Origin of the sequence: Psychroflexus tropicus DSM 15496 (genome assembly GCF_000378765.1) — a bacterium.
Taxonomy (GTDB): Bacteria; Bacteroidota; Bacteroidia; order Flavobacteriales; family Flavobacteriaceae; genus Psychroflexus; species Psychroflexus tropicus.
In genome coordinates, this window is sequence record NZ_KB905343.1 from 779,143 (window position 1) to 801,594 (window position 22,452).

Sequence of the window (22,452 nt, forward strand, 5' to 3'; positions counted from 1 at the left end):
GAATTTAATATTAAAAAAATTAGAAGCTATCGTTTAAGATTTCCAAAATCTGGATGGCAGCATCGCTTATTTTGCTTCCAGGACCAAATACGGCAACGGCTCCGGCATCAAATAAAAATTGATAATCGGCAGAAGGGATTACCCCACCAACAATCACCATTATATCTTCACGGCCTAGATTTTTCAATTCAGCAATCACTTCAGGAACAAGTGTTTTATGCCCAGCAGCGAGCGATGATACACCTAGGATATGTACATCATTTTCTACCGCTTGTTTAGCAGCCTCCTGAGGCGTTTGAAATAGCGGACCTATATCGACATCAAAACCAACATCAGCGTAGCCTGTAGCTACAACTTTAGCTCCTCGGTCATGACCGTCTTGTCCCATCTTGGCGATCATGATTCGTGGGCGACGACCTTCCTTCTCTGCAAACTCATCGGCTAAAGCCTGAGCTTTGCTAAAAGATTTATCTGTTTTCATCTCTTTACTATATACTCCACTGAAGGATTGAATTTTGGCCTGATGTCTGCCGTAAACTTCTTCTAAGGCATCACTTATTTCTCCTAAGGTACACCGTTCTTTAGCAGCAGTGACCGCAGCTTGAAGAAGATTACCATTATCTTCACGAGCTATTCTTGTTAGTTCAGAAAGACTTTTCTTCACCTTTTCATCATTCCGCTCAGCTTTAATTTTTGAAAGTTTTTCCAGCTGCTGCTTTCTCACGGTCTGGTTATCGACTTCTAAAGTGACAATAGGATCTTCCTGCTTCAGGCGATAAGCATTAATGCCAATGATCTTATCGGTTCCACTATCAATTCGAGCTTGCTTTTTGGCTGCAGCCTGTTCTATTCTTAGTTTAGGAATTCCAGCCTCTATTGCTTTGGTCATCCCTCCAAGTTCTTCAACTTCTTCAATATGCTTCCAAGCTTGGTCAGCGATATCTTGGGTAAGTTTTTCAACATAATAGCTTCCTGCCCAAGGATCTACGGTATTGGTAATGCCTGTTTCTTCCTGTAAATAGATTTGAGTATTTCTGGCAATTCTTGCAGAAAAGTCTGTGGGTAACGCAATGGCTTCATCCAAGGCATTGGTGTGCAAACTTTGTGTCCCACCAAAGGCTGCAGCCGTTGCTTCAATACAGGTTCGCGCTACATTATTAAAGGGGTCTTGTTCGGTTAAGGTCCAGCCACTGGTTTGTGAGTGGGTTCTTAAGGCTAGAGACTTTGGATTTTTGGGATTAAATCGCTTTACTAATTTGGCCCAAAGCATACGAGCTGCTCTCATTTTGGCGATTTCCATAAAGTGATTCATACCAATACCCCAAAAGAAGGATAAACGCGGTGCAAACGTATCAATATCCATACCTGCATCCAGTCCCTTCTTGATGTATTCTAATCCATCAGCTAGTGTGTAGGCGAGTTCGATATCTGCTGTGGCCCCGGCTTCCTGCATATGATATCCCGAAATACTAATGCTATTGAACTTAGGCATATTTTGAGATGTAAACTCAAAAATATCAGAAATGATTTTCATGGATGGAGTAGGTGGATATATATAGGTGTTTCTCACCATAAACTCTTTAAGGATATCATTCTGAATGGTTCCAGAGAGTTGTTCTTGTTTTACACCAGTTTCTTCAGCGGCTGCAATATAAAACGCCATAATCGGTAAAACCGCTCCATTCATGGTCATGGAGACAGACATCTTATCCAGTGGGATTTGATCAAACAACACTTTCATATCTTCAATCGTATCGATAGCTACTCCAGCTTTACCAACATCACCAACCACGCGATCATGGTCACTGTCATAACCTCTGTGAGTCGGTAAATCAAAAGCTACAGAAAGCCCTTTTTGTCCTGCAGCTAAATTTCTTCTATAAAATGCATTGCTTTCTTCTGCAGTAGAAAAACCTGCATATTGACGAATCGTCCAAGGTCTTTTAACATACATCGTAGAGTAGGGGCCACGTAAAAAGGGCGCCATGCCAGCTACAAAATCCCGATGCTCAACCTGATCTAAGTCATTTTTAGAATAGGTAGATTTAATTTTAATCTGTTCTGCAGTTTTGAACTTAGACGCTTCCTTTAGTGGTGTAGAAGTCAAAGACTTCAACTTTATGTGCTGTATATCTTTTCTACTCATCTTTATTTGTTGTTTTTGAAGTAGATTTCTCTTGTTCAAGCCTTTCCTTCTCGATAGGTTCTGCTAGTCGTCTCTCTAAAATAGGTTCTATCAAAGTTTTTCTCTGGTTTTGTTTTAAGAAGGGAAATAATTCAAGGTTTTGCGACATTTGGTCTTCAGGATTTTGATATTTATTTAAGCCAACTAACGTAAATTCTCCTGAGTTGACTTTAGCTTGTTCCTTCTCGGCACTTTCTTTAATTTTCTTCTGAATTTTACCCTCAAAAAGCTGCTGTATAAATCCTTTGCCAGCTTCAATTGTTTTAAAAATTTCCAGAGCTTTCTCTGCTAAATCTTTTGTGAGTTTTTCAATGTAATAACTCCCATCAACTGGATTCAGAACCTTATCAAAATAACTTTCTTGTTTTAAAATCAACAATTGGTTTCTGGAGATCCGCTCTCCAAACTCATTGCGTTTATTGAAGATTTCATCATAAGCCAAATTATTCACCCAGTTAGCTCCACCCAATATCGCGCTCATAGACTCTGTAGTGGTTCTTAACATATTCATATTGTAATCATAAATACTATGATTACGCTTAGTTGGCTCCGCTATGATATTCAATTGTATGGATAATGCATATTCATCAGCCAGGTTTTCTATAAGCAGCCTTAGCGCTTTTAGTTTAGCAATTTCAAAGAAGTAATTCGATCCCTGAGCCACCAGAATATTTACTCCTATGGATTTTAAACTGGCATTAGAATTTGAAATATAATTGAGATATTCATTAAGGTGAGCCACGGAGTAGGCGAGTTGTTGAATAATGAGACCACCTGAATTTTGATATAGCCTGGCATCAATATGAAGCTGATTTTGAAATTCACTCCATCCAATCGTTTCACTTAAAGTTTCAAAATCAGTTTTTTGTTTGTTGAACCAATTCCCTTTAGATGCTAATTGATGAACAGGATCGAATCCAAACCAAACGTCTTTATCCTGAGACTTAAAAAGCTTTCGTAAAGATTCAAAAAATTCCAGGTCTTCAAATAAAACTTCAATAAATAAAGGAGTTTTATCATCTTCTAAAGCTTTAAAAAAAGCTAGTTTTTTGTCATCAGCTTCTGGTATAATGATCCAGAGACTTTCGGCACCTCTTTCAATAACGTCCTCGGAATTTTCTAACGTTATATCTACATTCTCCAGATATAGTTTTTCAGTCACAAGCCATTCCGGAGACTTAGGGAGCTGAAAATCATAGTCGTGTTGGTCTGCATGATAAAAGGGTTTGATATCGATTCCTTCATTCGTTGATTTAATGAGGGATTCATTATAATCTGCTCCTTTAAGGTCGACTTGAATTTTTTGTTTCCATGCTTTAGCAGACACAGATTCAAATTCTTCAAATAATTTTTTACTCATCGCTATCTGTTTTTAAGCTGTCTTCATATTCTATGATATAGATTTCCTCATTGGGCCGCTTCATAAAATAGGTTTCTCTGGCAAAGCGCTCAATTTCAATACTATCTTCCAGCTCTAATAATATTTGCTTATCCTTTTCAATTTCTTGCTGGTAATAAGATTTATTAGCTTCAATTTCTTTGATTTCCTGATTGAGTTCTCGATGAATTAACCAGGAATTACTGTCCAAAAACAGCATCCATATAATGAAAACCGTAAGCACCAAGACGTACTTGTTGCTCATGAATCTAAACCAGGATTTCTGCTTAAGGTCTTTATACTTCATTTTATAAAATTACTAAAATTAAAGCAGTCTTTCTTTTATGATTGTCTGTACAATGTCTATGGCCACCGTATTGAATCTATTGTTGGGTATGATGATATCAGCAAACTCTTTAGTTGGTTCTATGAATTGCTGATGCATAGGCTTTAAAGTGGATTTATAGCGGTCAAGAACTTCATCTAAATCTCTACCGCGTTCTGTGATGTCTCTTTTGAGCCGTCGCATCAGTCGTTCGTCACTATCAGCGTGAACGAAAATTTTGATATCGAACATTTCCCGAATGTCTGGATGGGTAAAGATCAAAATACCCTCCACAATCATTACTTTTCTGGGTTTGGTGGTGATGGTTTCTTTAGTTCTGTTGTGTTCTTTAAAAGAATAAACGGGTTGTTCAATAGATTTTCCAGACTTCAATATTTTAAGGTGTTCTACCAACAAGTCAAAATCAATGGATTTTGGATGATCGAAGTTGATTTGTCTTCGTTCCTCCATATTGAGGTGTGACAAATCTTTGTAATAAGAGTCTTGGTAAATCACATCCACTTCATCGTGTTGTAATTCATTTATAATCTGATTCACAACGGTAGTTTTACCACTACCTGTTCCGCCAGCGATGCCAATAATGAGCATAATTCTGTTTAATTAAAATTAATCGTTATGTTGTTCTAACCAGTTCCTGAAGCTCTGGAAATTCTGTGGATTGATACCATGACCCACAGGATATTCTTCGTAGGTCATATCAATAGATAAGTTTTTAAGAAAAGGCTTATTATTTCTAGCCCACTCCACAGGTATTACCTGGTCTACACTTCCGTGAGAATTATAGACATTCAAGTGTGAGAAATCATTTTTTTCATAGCCAGCTTTAAGCATATTTGGATCTATATAGCCAGATAAGCCCACGACATTTTTTATAAGCTCTGGATAAGATAAGGCCAGAGCAAAACTTAAAATTGTTCCTTGACTAAATCCAAGTAAGGTTAAATTTTCTGGATCTACGGGATAAGATTCTAAAGCTTCTCCTATAAAAGTTTTAACTAACTCTCTTGAGTGGATCGCCTGTTCTACATCACTAAATTTTCCCTTTTGTGCGTCAAAATTGATCGCGTACCAGGCGTTTCCCATAGGTTGCAGCGCATTTGGAGCTTTTAATGAAATAATCACGTATTCACTTGGCAATTCTCCAGCAAACGAAAACAGATCATGTTCATCACTCCCGTAGCCGTGCAGCATGAGTATTAGCGGAGCTTTCCCTGATAAGCTTGAAGGTCTTATTAAGTGAGTAAGCGATAAATCTTTTGTTGTCATTAAGTTAATTTTTTAAATACGTTTTGACAAAGGTCACCAATGAGGGGTACTTTATTTTTTTTGTAGGATACAGCCCCAACGAATCCGTAAATCCACAGTATAAAATACGTCAGGTAGAAGGCAGAACCTACCATCAGATTTAAAACTGAACTTAAACTGTCGTAAAGGCCATTGATGATGACACCAAATAAAATAATTAGTAAATTAATTCCCAGGGCTTGTCTTATATGGAAGCTTGAAAATTCATGTTTATTTTCGTCGGAATTCAGGAAAAGGGCTAAAATGCTTCCAAAAATGGTAAAATAGGCGACTATAGCTGCAGTTTTCCCTGGTTTTTCTTTCTTAATTTTCATAAATAGAGTCGTTGTATATGCTACCAATCACTTTACCTTTAAGTGATTCCTCTAAAAATATACTGTTTTTTGATTTAGAAAAAATATGTTCTTTTGAAAAGGTGTAGACTGAATTTGGTTCAAATAGACTTAAATCTGCTCGCTGATCAACTTCTATTTTTGAAGTATTCATTCCAAGATGAGCTTTGGATTTGGATAATAATTCTGAAGCTTTTTCAACACCAAAAAGGGTATTTAAAGCTGGAAAAGCAGACTCTAAACCAATACTCCCATAACTTGCATTTTCAAATTCTTTGACTTTTAATTCTTCGTTAATAGGTTCGTGATCGCAGGTCACCATATCAATAATTCCAGTCTCTACAGCTTTTTTTAAGGCCTTAGAATCCTCTTCAGTTCTTAAAGGCGGTTGTATTTTATACTTACTGTCGAAAGAATTTAATACCTGACTAGTAAAGTAAAGATGTGGTAAAGCAACACTACAAGTAACTTGAAGTCCTTTAGCTTTTGCTTCTTTTATTAGTTGAACTGAAGCTTTTGTCGATATCGTCGGAATATGAAATCTTCCTCCGGTGTACTCCAAGATATAAAGGTCTCTGGCAATTTGTAACTCTTCTGCAAGTTTGGGCATACCTTTAAGCCCTAGATAGGTTGTGAGTTCATCTTCATTGACCTGAGCTTTACCAGCTACTGCTTTATCCTGAGGAAAAGAAAATATCAGTCCATCAAAGCTCTTGACGTATTGAAGCGCAATCTTCAAAAGGTTTGCATCTGTTATGGAAGATTTAAAATCATAAAATCCAAGAGCACCAGCCATTTGCATATCATACAGTTCGGCAAGGTTTTTTCCATCGAAGTCTTTAGTGAGCGATCCTAGGGGCTTTATTTCTATAAGCTGGGGGTCAATCTGCTGCTGCAGGAACTTCACAGCAGAATTGGTGTCGGTAACGGGTTGTAGATTTGGATTTAATAGAAAACTTGTGAACCCAGATTTTCTTGCCGTATTCACTCCGTTGGCCAGAGTTTCTCGCTCTTCAAAACCTGGTTCTCCAAAGGATACAGAACTATCGAAAAAGCCATTGGCAACATGAAGATCTGAAGTCTGAATAATTCGATCTGCCGTTTCAATGGCATCTCCAATTTTGGCAATGATTCCTTTTTCTATTAAAATATCCTTAGTTTGTAAATGAAAGGAACTTTCTGGATCTAAAATTTTGGCAGATTTTAAAAGTATAGAAGACATAGGCGTTATTTTAAAAATCTCAGAATTAGAAGTTCCACAATAAAGAATCCACTTGCAAAAATAAGCATCCAAGTCCAAAGCTCAAGGATTTTCTGATCTTCTGCAAAAGAATTAAAAGCTTCTGCAATGGTGTTGAAACTTTTAACTTCTAAATCACTTGAATTCAGAGGGCTAAAATTGCTTTCTGATCGATTATAATTAAAGCTCAAATGCAGTAAAGTAGAATCCTGTTGATTTAATTGATATACTCCCGATTCCTTAGGCTGATATTTGGTGTTGATTTGAATAAACTTTCCCACTTTGGTCTGTTGAGGGATCATTTGTTTGTTTTCTGAAACCAATTTTAAGATTTCATCTTTCCCCAAGTTTGCTTTAATGTTTAAGAGTTGATCTTCTCCAATTATGCTATAAAGTTGAGGGTTTGGACTACTTTCTAAGGCAATATTATAGAATACTGGAACTATTAGCGGAGAATTTGTAAAGTTGGTGATCTCTGGGTTAAGTGGTGAAGCAAAGCAATACACCCGACCGTTTTCAGCAAAAAACGGCTTTGCATTACTAAACTCCAAAATAGCATTAAAATCATTATTTACCTCAATAAATTGGGAGGTAGACGGATAGTCAAAATTTGAAATTTGTTCAGAAAAAACATTTTTGAAAAGTGGATGTTGAAAATTTATAGTGGTAATATCGTAAGATCCAAAGACCGGCGAATTATACAATTGTAAGCCTAAAATTTCCAAGTAATCTCCAGGTTCGGTGTTTTTTGAAGGAATAATAATCAATTTTCCACCACCATCAATGAATGATTTAACCTGGCTTAAAAGTATAGGATTAATATTTTCGATTTCATTCAGTATCAGAAGGTTGGTATCATTTAGTAATGAATAATCAAAATTTACTATCGCATAAGAATTATAATCAAACCTAATGTCTTGAAAAATTGAATTTAAAAAGGAGGTTTTACTTTCGCTTTCATGAAGATTGGCAATTTTAATTTTCTTATTCTTATTTAAGCTAAAATAAAGTGTATTATCATAACTAACACCGTCCGGTTCTATTTCAACTCTACCTTTGCTGAATTGATCATTTGAGAGCTCAAACTCTACTTGGGCAGACTTTTTACCTTTAAAATTCGCTTTTGTTTTAGAAATTAATGTTTCACTGTCATAGAGTGAAACAGTGAGGTCTTCTTCTTTAGATTCATAACTACTGAGATTTATCTTAAGCATACTTACAGAGTTATTAGTATTTAACTCTGCTGAAGCGATAGCATAATTGCTAAGTGAAGCTGGCTGTTTTAAAATTAAGTCTAAATCAATACCCTCAAATGTATCCAAACGCAGTTCTTCTTTAAAATTCAATGCGTCTGTAATCATAAATAAACGACGATTGGTATTTTTTTTCTTAAAGCTATTTTGAGACTTAAGCAATATGGTTTTATAGGGTAGAGGAGTAGGAGTAAAATCAATAGAAAAGAATTCCTGTTTGATATCTTTTTTAGTGATGTTTTTCCATGTCTTCGTGTTGGTTATAAGTGAAAATTCCTGATCATCTTGGAGGTTTTCCCACAAGTTTTGTTTGGCTTCTTCTAAAAGAGAAAGTTGATTGCCTGGTAATTCCATAGAAAATGAATTATCCAGGTAAATGACAATTTCGTATTCTTGCATTGCTTCATCTGTAGTAGGAATAAAAGGCTTAGAAAAAGCAAGAATTAAAAAAAATAGACTCAAGAGTCTTGTTATAAGAATAAGCCATTTTTTTAACTGAGAACTTTTTCTTGACCTTAGCTGGATTTGATGTAAAAACGCTACGTTAGTAAAGCTTGTCTTTTTAAATTTTCTAAGCTGAAAAAGATGAACTAAAATGGGTATAATAAGTAATAAGAGAAAGTAAAGAACATCTGGCTTTTCAATGAGCATGAAGTCTATTTATTATTACGTTCAATAGTAAACTCAAATGTAGTTTGTTTTCCTTCAATTGATGTAACAGAGATATTTCCGCCTAAATTATGAATCATTTTTCTAACAGTGGATAATCCTATTCCATTACCCTTATGTCCTTTTCTATCATTTTCTGCCACTGTTGAAAATAAATTAAATATTTCTTTTTGCTTGTCTTTTGGAATACCAATTCCATTGTCTTTTACAAAAAAGCGATAGTATTCTTCCTCTTCTTTGAAATCGATATTGATTTCAATTTTAGGTTTATCATTGTATTTTATACTATTACCAATTAAGTTAAGTAGAATTTGCTCCAAAGCAATTCTATTGGTATAAATATCTATACTTTCCTCTGGAAAACGTATATCACAATCATCCCCAATATCCAGCATTTCTACAATGTCCTCAATAAGTGTATGCACATCAAAGGTCTCCAAAGAATTTTCATCGCTTGTGATGGAATCGGTCTCGTAATGGGTAAGTATATTTGAAATGTAGTCGCTCAATTGAAAAGAAGATTTTTTGAGGTTATTAAGGTATTCTAAACCTATTTCATCCAAACTCTCTTTATACTTAGCCTTCAAGACATCAATAGTGACAATCATGTTGGCAAGCGGCATTTTCATATCATGAGATACAACACCTGCGAAATTTTTAAGCTGATTGTTTTTTTCCTGAAGTTGCGTTTGTGTTTTTTTAAGTCCTCGGTTAATTGAATGCAATTCAAACAATTTAGTCACTTGATTAGCTAAAAAATGAAGACCCTCTTTCTGTTTCTCAGAAAGGGTCCTTGGCTGGTGATCTATAACGCATAAGGTTCCCAGTGCATAACCGTTTTTATCCCTTAAGGGGACCCCTGCATAAAAGACAACATTATCATCTCCAAACACTAAAGGATTACCTTCAAAACGTTCATCCTCCCTTGCATCAAAAACCTCCATGATGTCATCATCAGACTGGATTGCAAAATTACAAAATGAGTGATCTTTATCCGTTTCGCAGTGATCTATTCCTACTTTAGATTTAAACCATTGTCGGTCTTCATCTACAAGAGAAATCAGAGCGATTGGTGTATCACAGATGGAAGCCACTAGCTTTGTGATCTGGTCGTACTCCTGCTCCGGCAGGGTGTCTAAGATATCTAAAGATTTTAGTGCTTTTAGTCTTTGTGATTCGGTCTTCGGATTGGTCTTCATGCAAGCTTTTTCATGTCATACAATTTTGCAATATACAAATTTTAGAACTTGATACCTAGCCCTAAAAATCTTCAAATGCACCTAGTCCAAAGAGAGCAAAATCGTATTTAACTGGGTCTGCTGGATCCAATATTCTTAAAGCTTTATCCAACTCAGCTACTGCTTTTGCATCATTTTGCTTTCTGGCTAAAAGACCTAGATCTCTTGCGATTCTACCAGAATGAACGTCTAGTGGACACGATAGTAAAGCAGGGGAGAGGCTTTTCCAAAGCCCAAAATCTACACCCTTAGAATCAGATCTTACCATCCACCTTAGATACATATTGATACGTTTAGCTGCTGAATTCTTCTGCGGATCGCTAACATGTTTCTCGGTTCTTTTCTCATGTTCCAGTTTAAAAAAAAGAGACTTAAACTCATGTATAGCAGGTTGTAAGGAGTTTTTAGTTTTATACTGTCTAAAAACATTTTCCAGCCCGCCGTGTTCCTCATAAATATATTTTAAGGACTTGATAAAGTAGCGAAGGTCAATAGAGTTGAAGGTTCTATGAACAAATCCATCACAACTCTTAAGATCTTTCTCTCTGTGATTAGTTATAAAATCGTAGGGTTCGAACTGTAAAATCTTACAAAGTTTTTCCCCGTTCTTAAGTATACTTTTTCTGTTACCCCAGGCTATAGTTGCAATGAGAAAGCCAATAATTTCTATATCTTCTTTTTTCTGAAATTGATGAGGAATAGAAATGGGGTCTGTAGCAATAAATTTAAACTGATTGTAAAGCTCAACCTTCTCGTCCAGAAATGGCTTGAGTTTTTTAAATTTAGATAAAGTGACCATCTTTCATTTCTAGTTTTCTATCGGCCATATTTGCGAGTTCTTCGTTATGAGTCACTATAACAAAAGTTTGCTCAAACTGGTCTCTCAATTCCAAGAAGAGACGATGAAGTCTATCAGCAGAACTGGTATCCAGGTTTCCAGAAGGTTCATCTGCGAAAATAACTTTAGGTTGGTTAATAAGTGCTCTGGCTACTGCAACACGTTGTTGTTCGCCACCACTCAATTCGTTTGGTTTATGCGTTGCTCTGTGACTTAAGTCTAAAAAGCCCAATAACTCTTTTGCTCTTTTTTCAGCTTCATTTCTAGGCGTTTTATGAATGAATGCAGGAATACAAATATTCTCAAGGGCTGTAAACTCCGGTAGCAATTGATGGAATTGAAAAATAAATCCAATATTATCATTTCTAAATCTTGCTAAAGCTTTCTTTTTGAGTCCTCTGATTTGTTGACCGTTAATCTCCAAACTAGAGTCTTTAAGTTGATCTGGTTGTTCCAGGGTTCCTAGAATCTGCAAAAGGGTTGTTTTACCAACACCAGAAGGTCCTACAATGGATATAATTTCTTTTCGCTCTATCTCTAAATCTATGTTGTCTAAAACCTTTAGGTCTCCGTAATGTTTACTAATATGTTTAGCCTTGATCATAAAATTCTATTGAAAATCCAAAAGTCAGAATAAAATATGAATTAAAAAAAGCTGGTACCCTACTAATATTTCCTTAAAGAACGATATTGTGTTTAATATATAAGTAGTTTTGTTCAACAAATTATAATTTATGTCAGATCAAAATATTCAGTATGCAACCTTTGCTAATGGTTGTTTTTGGTGTACGGAAGCAGTTTTTCAACGTTTAAAAGGGGTTCATGATATTACTTCTGGATTTACAGGAGGCAAAATTAAAAACCCTCCCTATCGCGAAGTGGTTATGGGGAGAACAGGGCATGCAGAAGCCATACAGTTAACTTATGACCCAGAGACAGTAGATTACAAAACATTACTTTATGTCTTTTTTTCAACCCACGACCCAACTACTTTAAATAGACAGGGCTATGATGTAGGGGAACAATATCGAAGTGAAATTTTCTATCATAATGAAGAGCAGAAAAAACTTGCGGAATCAATCATTGAGGAGTTAGAGGCAGATCAGGTTTTTGAAGATAAGATTGTAACAAAAATATCTAAAGCCTCGGTATTTTATAACGCCGAAGACGAACACCAAAATTTTTATAATAATTACACTGAAAACAGATATTGTCAACTAATTATAGAGCCTAAGCTAGCGACATTAAGAAAGAAATTCAGTCATCAGCTCAAATCTTCATAAACCATGTCATTTAAACATTTGAGGAATATTCTCAACCTTACAACGACGAGATCAATTCAAATTAACAATTCATTTTGAGAACGTAGAAAAGGATGACAAAAGAAATGGTATCATAAAAACTCCAGAACGAGCTGCTAATGCGATGCAGCTTCTAGCAAGAGGTATGATATGGTTCCAAAAGAAATCTTACTAAGATATCTTTATTGAGGATTATGATGATAGGGTGCTAATTAAAGATATTAAATTATATTCTTTATGTGAGCATCACATGCTTCCATTCTTTTGTAAAGTACACGTAGCCTATTTCAAATAGAAAAATAGGAGGTCTAAGTAAAATTCTAAGAGTTATAGATGTATTTACCAGACGCTTAAAGGAGCAGGAACGCCTTACTCATTATATTCTTGAATGCATAAATGTAAACCCTTCAACCTAAGGGTGTTGCTATTGTAATTGAAGCTCAGCATATGTGTATGATGATGAGAGGAGTCCAGAAGCAAAATTCTGCGACAACGACTTCAGCATTTAGATGAGCTTTTAAAAATCAAGAAACCAGAAATGAATTTTTAAAGTTGATAACATAAACCCATTAGTTGAGTATACGCTTCAAACAAGATTTTAAATTTTAAAAGTCTCCTTTTTTTAATACCACTTTCTCGTAAATAATTTAAATAAAGTCGAAAGGTCTAAAGAAACGATAAATCGTATTCGTTGGTCATAATCATCTTGTCCTACTTCCCAGCCCTTGCTAGAGTATACAGGTAAATACAATTCAAAATAGTCTTCTACAAAGCTAAGGCGTATCCCAGAATCATAGACAAATTGAGGGTTTGCAAAACTGTTTTTAAAGAAACCAGCATCACCGTAAGCAAATATCCAATTCCATATGGTTGTACTCACATTGGTCGACACAATCCAATCGTCTGCAAAGCGTTCTTCAAATTGTGATTTAAAACCGCCTTCTGCCATGATAAATTGCTGACTAAATAAACCACTCTCTTCACTTCGTCCGTAATAGTTATAATCAAATAAATAATCTGTAGGACGGTCTAAGGCAAAACTAAAAAAGTTGGAATCCTGCGTATCATTGTATAAAAATAAACCACCATAAAACCTTAAATTGATTTGTCTATTATTGTTGAAAAGCTTTCTAAAACTAAAAGTCGATGAAATCTTACTGAACTTTTTAGCAATTTGATAATCAACGTTGGAGGTAAAAAAACGATCTAAGTTTTTATCTGAGAAACTATAGCGTATATTAAATATATTGTAATTAGGCTCTTCTGTTACCACCAATTCATTTTCTTCCTGATCCACATTTACAGATCTTACACTTAGGTTATGTCTTGCATTGTCCCTGAGATTCTGAGGTCTGTAGGTCATCGAAATATAGCCTGAGTATCTATTATAGAATAGGTCTTGATCGTAAGAAAATCTGGAACCAGTGAGGCCATACCTTACACTAAATAAATCATCGTTCTTGAAAAACTGAGTATAATCTATTGAGGCTCCTCCCACAACTGCATTACTGGTTAAACCATATTTTGGATTTATTTTGAAACTTAATTGCTTGGGCAGAAGAGAGGTGTTATACAACTTTGGGCCTAAAGCAAGGCCGTCATAAAGATTATAAGTAAATTCGGGAGTGATAAAAAGTTGATTGTATTTGGGATCATCAATATCTTCCAGTAACCTAAATTGAAAGGGCTTATTAAGTAACTTACCTCGACTTTTAAAATTGTTTCTAGGATTGATTTCGGGAATGACTTCATTATAATTCACAGCCAATTGATCGCTGCCCAAATCCTTTAAGTAAATAATGGTGTCTTTCTGAAAGGCATTAATCCATTCTTTAGAAATGACATTTTTATTTTTTAATTGATAAATAGCTACAGGCATTGGGTTTCTTGTCTTATTCAAGACCTTTACTTTTAAGGAATCTTTTCTTTCTGAAACACTTGCTATTTTAAAATCAATATCTTTAGAACTGCCTAAGTAATTATCTAAAAACCAATCGATATCTTTGGTAGTATATTTAGATAATATATTAAAATAATCTTCTGGTTTAGAGTAGTTTAGTCTATTTATTTTGAAGTATTCATTCAGGCTTTCGTCCACCGCATTTTTCCCTAAGTAATTTTCCAAATACTTAAACCCCAGACCTGCTTTATAGGGATTTGAGAGTTTTTGATTAAACTTTAGTAAACTATCCTGAGGGAAATCTATGGGCTGTCCTAAGTTTTGCCTCGAGGTTGTTTCATGAATAAATTTGTAACGATCATTAAACATTAGATCTGCCGCATGAAACCATTTTATCCCAAAAAAATTTGAAAAGGACCCCAAGAGTTTTACATCAGGATAATAGGCTTCAACGTAATCGATCATCACTTTGATGAGAATGGCATCCAAGAACCACTGATTTTCACGAGTGTTGATTAATAAAGACCGCCTTAAATACTGATCAGTTATGGTTTTTAAAACCTTCATATCATACTGAAAACCATCGGGAAAAGGCCTGATAAAGCTTGGTAATTGATTAAGCCCATACACAGGAGAGATGTTATAGTCCTCTTCCGTAATGAGCATTTTATCGAAACTAAATTCACCAAATTTTTCTTCTAGATAATATACGATTCTATCCAGGATTAATGCTTCAATTTCTGGTCTTAGTTCGCTGTCTTTTAGATTAGTAAGGATCTTAACATGATCGGTTTGTATAGTTTCGAAATTATCAATTCTTTTGACAAACAAGGAGGTACCAACAAAATTCTTACCAACCAGTTTTATATTTTGGTAGCTGGTCAACTTTGACTTTGAATCAGTTTGCTTAAAATTTGACTTGACTATGTATGAATTTGGAATCAACAAATTCAAATCATAATCCAGCTTTTGTAAAGGATAATCATTGATGTCTTTATGACTATAAATAATCCAATCATTTTGATATATCGCAGGGGCAATAAGCCATTGCTTGAGGACTAATTCTCTTTGATTCCATCCAAATCCAGTAAATCTTTGGTCTGGAATAGTTAAGGTATAATTTAAATTGATCGTGATCGATTTTCCAGATTCAAGTGGAGTACCTAATAAAATTTCAATAAGGTCTGCTTGACCTTGAACCCTCTTCCATTCTGAAGGTTGAGATGAAGTAGATAAAGAATGAATTCTTGTCCCACCTCGCTCTTCATCGGAGGCAAAATGAAACCTTCTCACATATTCTTGGGCATACCGCTTTGCTAAAGGGCTTTCTTTATCAGAAAATGCATTGATCCAATCATAAAGGAATATAGAGTTTAAATCAGTTTTAGCTTCATTCACAAAGGTTATTTGCTGAGTTATGCTGAGTGATTTTAAGTCCTCAGACGATAGGATTTCTGCTTGAATCTTATTTTGAGCAATACTCAAAACAGGAAGACCAAAAATTGAAATTAAGATGTAAAGGAATTGATTTTTCAATGGTGCACGTAAAATTTTTCAACATTCTTAACCTGTTCTATAGATAAAAGATACAATCCAGCGGGATAGGAGGAAACATCTATTTCAGTTTTCAAATCTGTGATTACAAAAGAATTTAATTCCTGTCCTAACAGATTATATATTTTACAATTTTTAGATTTTAAGTCTGGTGAAAATTTAAGCTTCAAGTAATTTTTCACCAGATTTCCCTTTAAAAATATAACATTTTTAGTGGATTCAAAATCAGTAGTGGAAAGAACTTCCTCTTGAATGCTTAGTTTCATCACCACGGGAAGGTGATCGCTCATTTGGTAAAGCCAATCTCTGAGCTCCTGATCATAATATCCATCACAGTCTATACTATTGATTCTATTATTGAAGCAATTGGCATTATTACCAAAAGCCTCGTATGATTCATCTACATAACTTATACTATTAGTTGGTGTTGTTAAGGCATCTGAAATTAGCATAAAGTCAAATCTATCATCCAAACCACCTCCAGCTCCAAAATCGTCAAACTCTTCTGTACTTACTCGTGTACTTTGAGTGTGAGTACCTGCAAAATCTGAATTATTATTCCAGTCTCCTGAAGTTTGTATTGGATCTACCAAAGCAAGATTTTCGGTTCCGTTTAGCAAAGTTTGATAGCCAGGTTCATCTGCTGAATACATATTGAAATCTCCAGCTAATAATATGTTTGAGTCCGAGGGGTAATTTTGAATGTATTGAATGAATTGCTGAGCTTCAAATAATCGTTCTTCTTCATTAATTTCACCTCTTGAAGCTTTAAAGTGAGCTACAAACACCTCTAACTTGGGTTTAGATTGAGTATTGATAAAAAAGCTATAATGATTGATACTTCTTACGTTGGTTTCAATTTGATCTGTATAATCTAATATCAATTTATTTGTATCGTAGTAGACGAGTTGATGTATTAATGATGCTCCAGACGTATTGAACAAGAAAGGTGCCTGAGCAATGGGGGCAGTGGAGTAGGAGAAGGACTCATTTAATATATCTATACCATCCTGTTGTGATTCTACTTCACAAACCATCAATAAATCGGGTTCATAGCTATCTAAAATAGAGTTCAATAATTCCAAACGATTGGAAGGAGGTGCGCTAGAAAAATTTAATAAGTTATAGAACATGGTTTTCAATTCGGTCTGGCCATAACATAATTGAGCCAGAAACAAACAACACACCAAGGCTAACTTAGATAAATATTGCATTTGATCAGAAGTTTGGGCTTAAATCATACTGGTTGTAAAATTTATCCAAGATTTCAACAACTTCATCTTCAGTATCTACAAGTTCAATGAGATCTAAATCTTCGATACTAACGGTGTTTAATTTTTCAGCTAGCGTAGTCTTAATCCAATCGATTAGCCCACTCCAAAATTCTTTACCAACAAGAATAATTGGAAATTTATCTATTTTTCCTGTTTGTATAAGGGTTATTGCTTCAAAAAGTTCATCGAGAGTTCCGAAACCACCAGGCATGACCACGAAGCCTTGAGAATATTTTACAAACATCACTTTTCTAACAAAGAAATAATCGAAATCTAAGCTTTTATTCGAGTCTATATAGGGATTGTCATGCTGCTCAAAAGGCAAATCTATGTTTAAACCTACAGAAGTTCCTCCACCTAAATTAGCGCCTTTATTTCCAGCTTCCATAATACCTGGGCCTCCGCCAGTGATAATCCCATAGCCTTGGTCTACAATCTTATTAGCCACTTTAACAGCTAATTCATAGTATTTATCGCCAGGTTTCAATCTTGCAGAACCAAAAATTGAGACACAGGGCCCAATTTCGCTAAGGCGTTCATACCCGTATACAAATTCACTCATGATTTTGAACAGAGCCCAACTATCATTTGTTTTTATCTCATTCCAGTTCTTTGGATGTTTGCTTACCATTTTGATTAATTAAATAAGTTCTTTCTTTAAAAATTGTGCTGTGTAGCTTTTTTTGTTTTTGGCAACTTGCTCTGGAGTTCCTTTTGCTACTAATTTTCCGCCTTTTTTTCCACCTTCATAGCCGATATCAAAAATATAGTCGGCCAGTTTAATCACGTCCATATTATGTTCTATAATCAGAACTGTGTTTCCTTTTTCAACTAATTTTTCTAGCACCTCCATGAGTACACGAATATCCTCAAAGTGAAGTCCGGTTGTTGGTTCATCGAGGATATAAAATGTATTTCCTGTACTTATTTTAGATAATTCTGTTGCAAGTTTAATTCGCTGAGCTTCACCTCCAGATAGGGTAGTACTTTGCTGCCCGAGTGTGATGTAACCAAGACCAACATCTTGAATAGTTTTTAGTTTTCTATGAATTTTTGGAATGGGCTCAAAAAAAGCAGTTGCTTCTTCTATTGTCATTTGTAAAACATCACTGATCGATTTCCCTTTATATCTAATCTCTAGGGTTTCACGATTAAAACGCTTTCCCATACAGGTTTCACATTCAACATAGACATCGGGAAGAAAATTCATTTCGATTACTTTCACACCTGCACCTCCACAAGTTTCACAGCGTCCACCTTTCACATTAAAACTGAATCTTCCAGGTTTATAACCTCGAATTAAGGCTTCTGGAGTTTTAGAAAACAGATTCCGAATCTCACCAAAAACACCTGTATAGGTTGCGGGATTAGATCGAGGAGTTCTACCAATTGGAGATTGATTTATGTCAATTACTTTATCAAGGTGTTTTAGTCCTCGGACACTTTTATGAGGTAAGGCTTCCATTTTTCCGTTAAAAAAATGGTTATTTAACACGGGGTAGAGGGTATCATTAATAAGAGTAGACTTACCACTACCAGAAACTCCTGTGACTAAAACAAGCTTGCCTAAAGGAATTTTAATGGAAACATCTTTTAAATTATTCCCCGTGGCGTTCATGAGGTGTAGATGCTTACCGTTTCCTTTTCTTCGCTTTTTGGGTACTGCTATTTGTCGTTCGCCAGAAAGATAATCTGCAGTGAGGGTGTTATGCTTAAGAATGGTCTTAGGACCTCCTTCACTTATGATCTCCCCTCCATTTTTTCCTGCATGTGGTCCTATGTCAATAACGTGATCTGCTCGCTCTATCATGTCTTTATCATGTTCTACAACGATAATAGAGTTTCCCACATCTCTCAGAGAGACCAAGGAGTTGATTAGTTTTTCGTTATCCCTTTGATGTAATCCTATGCTAGGTTCATCAAGAATATAAAGCACCCCCACTAGCTGAGAACCAATTTGTGTAGCAAGACGAATTCGCTGGGCTTCACCCCCAGAGAGGGTTTTAGAACCTCTGTTTAAATTTAAATAATTCAATCCAACATCTTCTAAAAAAGAAAGCCTGGTCCTTATTTCTTTGACGATTTCCTCTGCAATTTTTTGTTCACTTTTAGAAAATTTGGCTATCAAATCTTTAAAGAAATTCACCAACTCATCGATGTCCATATTAACGAGCTCACCAATGTTTTTACCATCTATTTTGTAATATAACGATTCCTTTTTGAGCCTGCTTCCAGAACAAGATTCACATGGGTTTTTATCCATGTATTTCTTAGCCCAACGTTTTAAGGCAGCTGAGGATTCTTTTTGATGAAAAGTAGTTTTGATAAACTCGGCAACCCCTTCAAAATTATAACTAAAGGTTTTATTCACTTTAGAGGTTTTACTGTATTTTTCAAATCTAGCTTTACCTCCATGTAGAATTACTGAAATGGCTTCTTGAGGAATCTCTTCAATAGGGTCTGTGAGAGAGAAATTATAGTGTTCTGCAATAGAACGTAACTGCTTAAATACCCAATTGTTTTTCTTTTCCTTCCCATGAGGTTCTATCCCACCTTCTTTTATAGACAAGCTTGGGTCTGGTATTATTCTATCCAAATTGATTTCAAAAACCTCTCCAAGTCCGTTGCATTTTGGACAAGCGCCTTTAGGAGAATTAAAAGAAAAGTTATTTGGTTCTGGATTAGGGTAAGATATACCTGTAGAAGGACACATCAAATTACGGCTGAAGAACTTTGGTTCTTCTTTACCATGCTCTAAAATCATCATAACATCATTTCCTTGCTTCATAGCCGTCATGATGCTTTCGCTTAAACGCTTGTTGGTATTGACGTCGTCTTCAATTTTGAGGCGATCGACGACAACTTCAATATCGTGGATTTTATATCTATCCACCTTCATCCCTTTTTCTATATCCTTTATTTCACCATCGATCCTTACTTTCAGAAATCCTTGCTTAGCGATCTGTTCGAACAATTCTCTATAATGTCCTTTTCTTGAGCGTATGACTGGAGCCAGAATATTCACTTTCTTGCCGTTAAAGTCTTCGATAATTTTACTCTGGATCTGTTCGTCGGTAAAACTTACCATTTTTTCACCGGTCTTGTAACTGTAGGCGGTTCCAACCCTTGCAAAAAGTAGTCGCAAAAAGTCATAGATTTCCGTAATGGTACCCACGGTACTCCGTGGACTTTTAGATGTTGTTTTCTGTTCGATAGCGATGACAGGAGAAAGCCCTTCAATTTTATCTACGTCTGGACGTTCCAGCCCCCCTAAGAACTGACGGGCATATGCTGAAAAAGTTTCTATATAACGTCTTTGACCTTCTGCATAGATAGTGTCAAATGCTAAGGACGATTTTCCAGAACCAGACAAGCCTGTAATAACAACCAATTTATTTCTTGGTATATCAACATCAATATCTTTTAGATTGTGGACCCTAGCCCCAAGGACTTCAATGTACTGTTCTTTTTTCTTCATATCAATTTCAACGCGCGAATTTAAGTAAACAAAATGATATTTTTTGATTTAATACCATTTGCTTATCATTTGTTGATAAAGGTTTAAAAGCTAGAGAATAGGGAAGGAGTTGTTTGTTAAATAGTGATTCCTGCCGGAAGTAAATCTTTGTATTTTAGTCTGTTTTTTCTAAAGAATTTGGTAATGTCAGGAGAGGTAGGCATAACCTTAAAGCGAGTGTCCTTAAAACTATCCAGGATTTTTGAAATAAACCTATCTTGAATTTCAGAATTTAAATAGTGATCTGGAATTGTCAGTTTAGTTAAAAAAATCTTTCTGTCATGTTCAGAAAATTCGACAGTTAGAAGTTCTCCATCGATTCTTGTTTCATATTGCCTTTGAAACTCATTTTTGATTACTTCAAAATCTTTTTCCATAGTGAAGAGCGTTCAATTATAGATTTAAACACGTTAACATAAATTATGAAAATATGAATAAAATCAGTAGAGACAAAGGTAAACAATAAATTTAAAACCTATTTTTGCAGGAAATGTGAATTGTAGTAATAGTGATCAACGTTTATATGATGCCAGGAATGGCTGCAAATCCAAGCATATTCGAAAGAATAGAGCTGAATTCGAAAAAGTATAATGTCATTTGGTTATCATGGAAAATTCCTAAAAAAGACGAATCCTTATCATCCTATGCAAATCGTATGCTTGATGAAATTCCAAAAGATATTCCCGTTGTTTTGATTGGCGTTTCATTTGGCGGAGTATTGGTTCAGGAAATGAGTAAATTCATTAAAATTAAGCGCTTAATCATTATTTCCAGCGTGAAGACTAAGCATGAATTACCAATGCGCATGAAGGTAGCAAGAGACACTGGGGTTTATAAAATATTACCTACAGGCTTGCTCGATTATATAAACCAAATTGAAAAATTGCCCTTAGGTAATCTAATTAGAAAAAGACTTAAACTTTATCAGCAATATTTATCTGTAAATGATAAAGAATATTTAGATTGGTCTATTAAAGAAATGTTATGCTGGCAACAAGATCAGCCTATCGATGGTATTGTTCACATTCACGGAGAAGAAGATGCTGTATTTCCACTTAAAAATATTGGGAACTGTATTAAAATTCCTGATGGAACGCATATCATGATCCTCAATAAATACAAATGGTTCAATGAAAATTTACATGACTTAATTTCAGATGGACGTCTTAAAAAATAACGTATGAAACTAGATACTTTTTTAAAAAAATCCTTATTTACCATGGGTATAATCACCGTAACTCTTGGGACTTATACAGCCTTTACCAGTTTTAACACTTCAGAAAAAGCTTCCACTGAGCCTATCAACCCAGATAAAAGCTTTGAAGATGACTACAATGTATTCGCTCTTGATATTCCTGAAACCATAAGTTTTGCAGGAGAACGCACTCCTTTAGAAATCAATGATATAAAGGAAAGATTGGATCGTGAACTTCTGGTAAACACTTACTGGCAATCCAATGCCTTGTTATTAATTAAAAGATCTAATAAGTATTTTCCTGTTATTGAGCCTATTTTAAAAGAATACGGAATACCAGATGATTTTAAATATCTTGCCCTTGCTGAAAGTGGGCTTGAGCATGTCGTCTCTCCTGCTGGAGCGACAGGCTTTTGGCAAATTATGAAATCCACTGCACAAGATTATGGCTTAGAAGTAAACAATAATGTGGATGAACGCTACCACATAGAAAAAGCCACGAGAGCAGCCTGCGAATATTTAAAAAATTCTAAGGAGCGTTTCGGGAGCTGGACATTAGCTGCAGCCGCCTACAATGCAGGAAATTCTGGTATTTCCAGAGAATTGAAAAGACAGGAAGTTGAAGATTATTATGATCTTTTGCTAAATCCTGAAACCTCTAGATATGTATTTAGGATTTTGGCTTTAAAGCATATCTTGTCTAACGCCAAAGCCTTTGGCTTTCATTACGAAGATGAAGATCTTTATAAAATGGTCCCAACAAAAACAGTGGAAGTCGATACTGCAGTCACAGATTTCGTAAAATTTGCTAAAAAATTTGATATGAATTACAAAACGCTAAAAATTCATAATCCCTGGCTTAGAGATAAGCATTTAGTGAACGTTACCAATAAAAAGTATCAAATAAAGGTGACTAAATTAAATTGA

General features: G+C 35.2%; 19 protein-coding genes and 1 pseudogene. 4 read left to right on the forward strand and 16 right to left on the reverse strand.

Features of this window, described 5'->3' with window-relative positions:
• Positions 1 to 19: 19 nt before the first annotated feature.
• The 11 genes from scpA to F598_RS0108555 all read right to left on the reverse strand — a co-directional run bounded on the left by scpA (position 20) and on the right by F598_RS0108555 (position 11,388).
• A complete protein-coding gene (scpA, locus tag F598_RS0108505; protein WP_019038620.1) occupies positions 20 to 2,146 on the reverse strand; it encodes a methylmalonyl-CoA mutase in 2,127 nt (708 codons plus the stop codon).
• Complete coding sequence (locus F598_RS0108510; protein ID WP_019038621.1) at positions 2,139 to 3,545, reverse strand: methylmalonyl-CoA mutase subunit beta; 1,407 nt, start codon at positions 3,543 to 3,545, stop codon at positions 2,139 to 2,141. Before F598_RS0108510 ends, scpA begins: the two co-directional genes overlap by 8 nt.
• Positions 3,538 to 3,870 (reverse strand): FtsB family cell division protein, encoded by a 333-nt coding sequence (locus F598_RS0108515; protein ID WP_019038622.1) that lies wholly within the window; start codon positions 3,868 to 3,870, stop codon positions 3,538 to 3,540. Before F598_RS0108515 ends, F598_RS0108510 begins: the two co-directional genes overlap by 8 nt.
• A gap of 18 nt (positions 3,871 to 3,888) precedes the next feature.
• Entirely contained in the window at positions 3,889 to 4,497 is a 609-nt protein-coding gene (udk, locus tag F598_RS0108520; protein WP_019038623.1) for a uridine kinase, read from the reverse strand.
• Between the two features lie 18 nt (positions 4,498 to 4,515).
• Complete coding sequence (locus F598_RS0108525; RefSeq protein ID WP_019038624.1) at positions 4,516 to 5,175, reverse strand: alpha/beta hydrolase; 660 nt, start codon at positions 5,173 to 5,175, stop codon at positions 4,516 to 4,518.
• Entirely contained in the window at positions 5,175 to 5,528 is a 354-nt protein-coding gene (locus F598_RS0108530) for a magnetosome magnetite crystal formation protein family (RefSeq protein WP_019038625.1), read from the reverse strand. The genes F598_RS0108525 and F598_RS0108530 overlap by 1 nt, the downstream gene beginning before the upstream one ends.
• The gene (locus F598_RS0108535) at positions 5,518 to 6,768 is read right to left on the reverse strand and encodes a dihydroorotase (protein WP_033408567.1); all 1,251 of its coding nucleotides are present in this window, start codon (positions 6,766 to 6,768) and stop codon (positions 5,518 to 5,520) included. The genes F598_RS0108530 and F598_RS0108535 overlap by 11 nt, the downstream gene beginning before the upstream one ends.
• Positions 6,769 to 6,773: 5 nt before the next feature.
• Positions 6,774 to 8,690, reverse strand: coding sequence for a BatA domain-containing protein (locus F598_RS0108540; RefSeq protein WP_019038627.1), 1,917 nt, complete (start codon positions 8,688 to 8,690; stop codon positions 6,774 to 6,776).
• A gap of 5 nt (positions 8,691 to 8,695) precedes the next feature.
• Positions 8,696 to 9,907, reverse strand: coding sequence for a sensor histidine kinase (locus F598_RS0108545; protein WP_019038628.1), 1,212 nt, complete (start codon positions 9,905 to 9,907; stop codon positions 8,696 to 8,698).
• A 61-nt stretch (positions 9,908 to 9,968) separates the two neighbouring features.
• Positions 9,969 to 10,745: a TIGR02757 family protein gene (locus tag F598_RS0108550; RefSeq protein WP_019038629.1), complete on the reverse strand. Its 777-nt coding sequence runs from the start codon at positions 10,743 to 10,745 to the stop codon at positions 9,969 to 9,971.
• Entirely contained in the window at positions 10,729 to 11,388 is a 660-nt protein-coding gene (locus F598_RS0108555) for an ABC transporter ATP-binding protein (protein ID WP_019038630.1), read from the reverse strand. Before F598_RS0108555 ends, F598_RS0108550 begins: the two co-directional genes overlap by 17 nt.
• 130 nt (positions 11,389 to 11,518) lie before the next feature.
• Here F598_RS0108555 and msrA point away from each other — a divergent pair, with 130 nt between their 5' ends.
• On the forward strand, positions 11,519 to 12,067 hold the full coding sequence (gene msrA, locus F598_RS0108560) for a peptide-methionine (S)-S-oxide reductase MsrA (RefSeq protein ID WP_019038631.1): 549 nt from the start codon (positions 11,519 to 11,521) through the stop codon (positions 12,065 to 12,067).
• Positions 12,068 to 12,117: 50 nt separating this feature from the next.
• Positions 12,118 to 12,598 (forward strand): annotated as a pseudogene (gene folE / locus F598_RS15095) (GTP cyclohydrolase I).
• 109 nt (positions 12,599 to 12,707) lie between these two features.
• Here the strand turns inward: folE and F598_RS0108565 are convergent.
• The 5 genes from F598_RS0108565 to F598_RS0108585 form a co-directional block, all read right to left on the reverse strand.
• Positions 12,708 to 15,521, reverse strand: a complete 2,814-nt coding sequence (locus tag F598_RS0108565; protein WP_019038632.1) for a gluzincin family metallopeptidase — start codon at positions 15,519 to 15,521, stop codon at positions 12,708 to 12,710.
• Complete coding sequence (locus F598_RS0108570) at positions 15,518 to 16,753, reverse strand: T9SS type A sorting domain-containing protein (protein ID WP_019038633.1); 1,236 nt, start codon at positions 16,751 to 16,753, stop codon at positions 15,518 to 15,520. The genes F598_RS0108565 and F598_RS0108570 overlap by 4 nt, the downstream gene beginning before the upstream one ends.
• A 4-nt stretch (positions 16,754 to 16,757) precedes the next feature.
• Positions 16,758 to 17,444: an LOG family protein gene (locus tag F598_RS0108575; RefSeq protein WP_019038634.1), complete on the reverse strand. Its 687-nt coding sequence runs from the start codon at positions 17,442 to 17,444 to the stop codon at positions 16,758 to 16,760.
• 9 nt (positions 17,445 to 17,453) lie between these two features.
• Positions 17,454 to 20,291 carry an excinuclease ABC subunit UvrA gene (gene uvrA, locus F598_RS0108580; protein WP_019038635.1) on the reverse strand — a complete coding sequence of 946 codons (2,838 nt, stop codon included), beginning with the start codon at positions 20,289 to 20,291 and terminating at the stop codon, positions 17,454 to 17,456.
• Positions 20,292 to 20,407: 116 nt separating this feature from the next.
• On the reverse strand, positions 20,408 to 20,707 hold the full coding sequence (locus tag F598_RS0108585) for a GNAT family N-acetyltransferase (RefSeq protein ID WP_019038636.1): 300 nt from the start codon (positions 20,705 to 20,707) through the stop codon (positions 20,408 to 20,410).
• 149 nt (positions 20,708 to 20,856) lie between these two features.
• On the opposite strand from F598_RS0108585, the gene F598_RS0108590 reads away from it, so the two are divergent.
• Together F598_RS0108590 and F598_RS0108595 are read left to right on the forward strand one after the other, a co-directional pair.
• A complete protein-coding gene (locus tag F598_RS0108590) occupies positions 20,857 to 21,507 on the forward strand; it encodes an alpha/beta hydrolase family protein (RefSeq protein ID WP_019038637.1) in 651 nt (216 codons plus the stop codon).
• A 3-nt stretch (positions 21,508 to 21,510) separates the two neighbouring features.
• Entirely contained in the window at positions 21,511 to 22,452 is a 942-nt protein-coding gene (locus F598_RS0108595) for a lytic transglycosylase domain-containing protein (RefSeq protein WP_019038638.1), read from the forward strand.

What these genes read in the sequence shown, in the direction of transcription:
- scpA (WP_019038620.1), bottom strand. Translation starts at nt 2,146, where the DNA reads ATGAGTAGAAAAGATATACAGCACATAAAGTTGAAGTCTTTGACTTCT.
- F598_RS0108510 (WP_019038621.1), bottom strand. Translation starts at nt 3,545, where the DNA reads ATGAGTAAAAAATTATTTGAAGAATTTGAATCTGTGTCTGCTAAAGCA.
- F598_RS0108515 (WP_019038622.1), bottom strand. Translation starts at nt 3,870, where the DNA reads ATGAAGTATAAAGACCTTAAGCAGAAATCCTGGTTTAGATTCATGAGC.
- udk (WP_019038623.1), bottom strand. Translation starts at nt 4,497, where the DNA reads ATGCTCATTATTGGCATCGCTGGCGGAACAGGTAGTGGTAAAACTACC.
- F598_RS0108525 (WP_019038624.1), bottom strand. Translation starts at nt 5,175, where the DNA reads ATGACAACAAAAGATTTATCGCTTACTCACTTAATAAGACCTTCAAGC.
- F598_RS0108530 (WP_019038625.1), bottom strand. Translation starts at nt 5,528, where the DNA reads ATGAAAATTAAGAAAGAAAAACCAGGGAAAACTGCAGCTATAGTCGCC.
- F598_RS0108535 (WP_033408567.1), bottom strand. Translation starts at nt 6,768, where the DNA reads ATGTCTTCTATACTTTTAAAATCTGCCAAAATTTTAGATCCAGAAAGT.
- F598_RS0108540 (WP_019038627.1), bottom strand. Translation starts at nt 8,690, where the DNA reads ATGCTCATTGAAAAGCCAGATGTTCTTTACTTTCTCTTATTACTTATT.
- F598_RS0108545 (WP_019038628.1), bottom strand. Translation starts at nt 9,907, where the DNA reads ATGAAGACCAATCCGAAGACCGAATCACAAAGACTAAAAGCACTAAAA.
- F598_RS0108550 (WP_019038629.1), bottom strand. Translation starts at nt 10,745, where the DNA reads ATGGTCACTTTATCTAAATTTAAAAAACTCAAGCCATTTCTGGACGAG.
- F598_RS0108555 (WP_019038630.1), bottom strand. Translation starts at nt 11,388, where the DNA reads ATGATCAAGGCTAAACATATTAGTAAACATTACGGAGACCTAAAGGTT.
- msrA (WP_019038631.1), top strand. Translation starts at nt 11,519, where the DNA reads ATGTCAGATCAAAATATTCAGTATGCAACCTTTGCTAATGGTTGTTTT.
- F598_RS0108570 (WP_019038633.1), bottom strand. Translation starts at nt 16,753, where the DNA reads ATGCAATATTTATCTAAGTTAGCCTTGGTGTGTTGTTTGTTTCTGGCT.
- F598_RS0108575 (WP_019038634.1), bottom strand. Translation starts at nt 17,444, where the DNA reads ATGGTAAGCAAACATCCAAAGAACTGGAATGAGATAAAAACAAATGAT.
- uvrA (WP_019038635.1), bottom strand. Translation starts at nt 20,291, where the DNA reads ATGAAGAAAAAAGAACAGTACATTGAAGTCCTTGGGGCTAGGGTCCAC.
- F598_RS0108585 (WP_019038636.1), bottom strand. Translation starts at nt 20,707, where the DNA reads ATGGAAAAAGATTTTGAAGTAATCAAAAATGAGTTTCAAAGGCAATAT.
- F598_RS0108590 (WP_019038637.1), top strand. Translation starts at nt 20,857, where the DNA reads ATGCCAGGAATGGCTGCAAATCCAAGCATATTCGAAAGAATAGAGCTG.
- F598_RS0108595 (WP_019038638.1), top strand. Translation starts at nt 21,511, where the DNA reads ATGAAACTAGATACTTTTTTAAAAAAATCCTTATTTACCATGGGTATA.